The organism is Streptococcus parasanguinis, assembly GCF_001074805.1.
Lineage (GTDB): Bacteria > Bacillota > Bacilli > Lactobacillales > Streptococcaceae > Streptococcus > Streptococcus parasanguinis_A.
Map to the genome: position 1 here is coordinate 1 of NZ_JUPI01000067.1, position 1,634 is coordinate 1,634.

Genomic DNA, 1,634 nt, shown 5'->3' on the forward strand with positions numbered 1-1,634 from the left:
CCAATTGTTAACGAATCCTATCACAGTTTCAGCTAGTGATTTTACCCAAGCTAAAGATTTGGTTGTGGACAAAGGGAATGTGGTAAATAATAAAATTCCACCATATACTCCACCAACTCCATCAACTGACAAACCAAAAGAGAACCCCAAAACCGACAAACCTAAAGGAAATCAGCCTTCTGGAAGTCAACCAAAAGAAGATAAGGAACGAATCCTTCCTTCTACAGGTGAAACAGTCAGCGTTGGACTTCTTGTAACAGGACTTGCTCTTGCAGGTGCTGGAAGTACACTTGTTAGAAAACGTGATGAATAATTCGTAAAATAGGATCATCTATATTGATTAGATGATCCTATTTTTCAATAAGTGATAAGTTTTATTTATCGTCTTCTTTAAAAATACATATTAGACACGATCACTAATGGGTGGTAAGATAAGTAGTAGTTAAAATGAAGGAGGAATGAATATGTGCAGAACAATTGTTGGAGTATCCGCTAATCTCTGTCCGGTTGATCCGGAAGGGAAAAACCTTCATTCCTCCGTGTCTAGTCAATTTGCGGAAGGAATCCGTCAAGCAGGTGGGCTTCCAATGGTCATCCCGATGGGAGATCCTTCCTTGGTTAAGGACTATGTTGAAACGATTGACAAATTGATCTTAAGTGGAGGCCAAAATGTCGATCCTAGTCTCTATGGCGAAGAAAAAACCATCGAAAGCGATGATTACAATATCGAACGGGACCAATTTGAGCTTGCCCTACTGAAGGAAGCAGTTCGCCAAAACAAACCGGTTCTAGGAATCTGCCGTGGGGTTCAGTTGATCAATGTGGCTTTTGGAGGAACACTCAACCAAGAGATCGAAGGACATTGGCAAGGACTTCCGTTTGGGACTTCCCATTCTATCGAGACTAAAAAAGGCAGTGTGGTGGAGCAACTCTTTGGTCAGGCTAGTCGGATCAATTCTGTTCACCGTCAAAGTATCAAGGATCTTGCACCAAATTTCCGTGCGACCGCCTTTGATCCGCGCGATCACACCATCGAAGCGATTGAAGCAGTAGACGGCCATCGGATTATGGGCTTGCAATGGCATCCAGAATACTTGGTCAATGAGGAAAAAGGGAATTTAGAACTCTTCCGTTATTTATTACAGGAATTATAAGAAAAAGAGAGGTTGGACTTGAGTCAATCTCTCTTTGTGTGTCTAAGAAAATATAGACAAAACGATGGCAATAAGATGAAAAAATAGGATAATCGTTACTAAAAAACAGGTCTATCTAGCAATGCTAGATAAATACCTGTTTTAAGAACTTATTCGTGGCGTTTTTTAGCAACGAGCATGCTTCCAGCACTTGCAAGAGCAAGTCCTGTCATGAGAAGTCCAGCACTTACTGTCTCACCAGTAGCAGGAAGACTTTGTTTTTTACCTTCTTTTGATTGTTTACCAGAAGGTTGATTTCCTTTCGGTTTGTCGGTTGAAGGCGTTGGAGGTGTTGAAGGAGTAGTTGGTGGAGTTGGTGGGGTATATGGCGGAGTATATGGTGGAATTTTATTATTTACTACATTCCCTTTATCAACGACCAAATCTTTAGCTTGGGTAAAATCACTAGCTGAAACTGTGATAGGATTCGTTAACAATTGG

General features: G+C 41.0%; 3 protein-coding genes. 2 read left to right on the top strand and 1 reads right to left on the bottom strand.

Annotated features, from left to right (window positions below):
* Positions 1-313 (top strand): LPXTG cell wall anchor domain-containing protein (locus ADI76_RS04800; protein ID WP_049514965.1); only part of this gene is annotated, 313 nt, incomplete at its 5' end.
* 151 nt (positions 314-464) lie between these two features.
* Positions 465-1,154: a gamma-glutamyl-gamma-aminobutyrate hydrolase family protein gene (locus tag ADI76_RS04805; RefSeq protein ID WP_003002057.1), complete on the top strand. Its 690-nt coding sequence runs from the start codon at positions 465-467 to the stop codon at positions 1,152-1,154.
* Between the two features lie 149 nt (positions 1,155-1,303).
* On the opposite strand, the gene ADI76_RS04810 is transcribed toward ADI76_RS04805, so the two are convergent.
* The coding region (locus tag ADI76_RS04810) for an LPXTG cell wall anchor domain-containing protein (protein WP_049514966.1) at positions 1,304-1,634 on the bottom strand (331 nt) is incomplete at its 5' end.

Excerpts from the sequence above, each read along its gene's own strand:
- ADI76_RS04805 (WP_003002057.1), top strand. The coding sequence starts at position 465 with ATGTGCAGAACAATTGTTGGAGTATCCGCTAATCTCTGTCCGGTTGAT.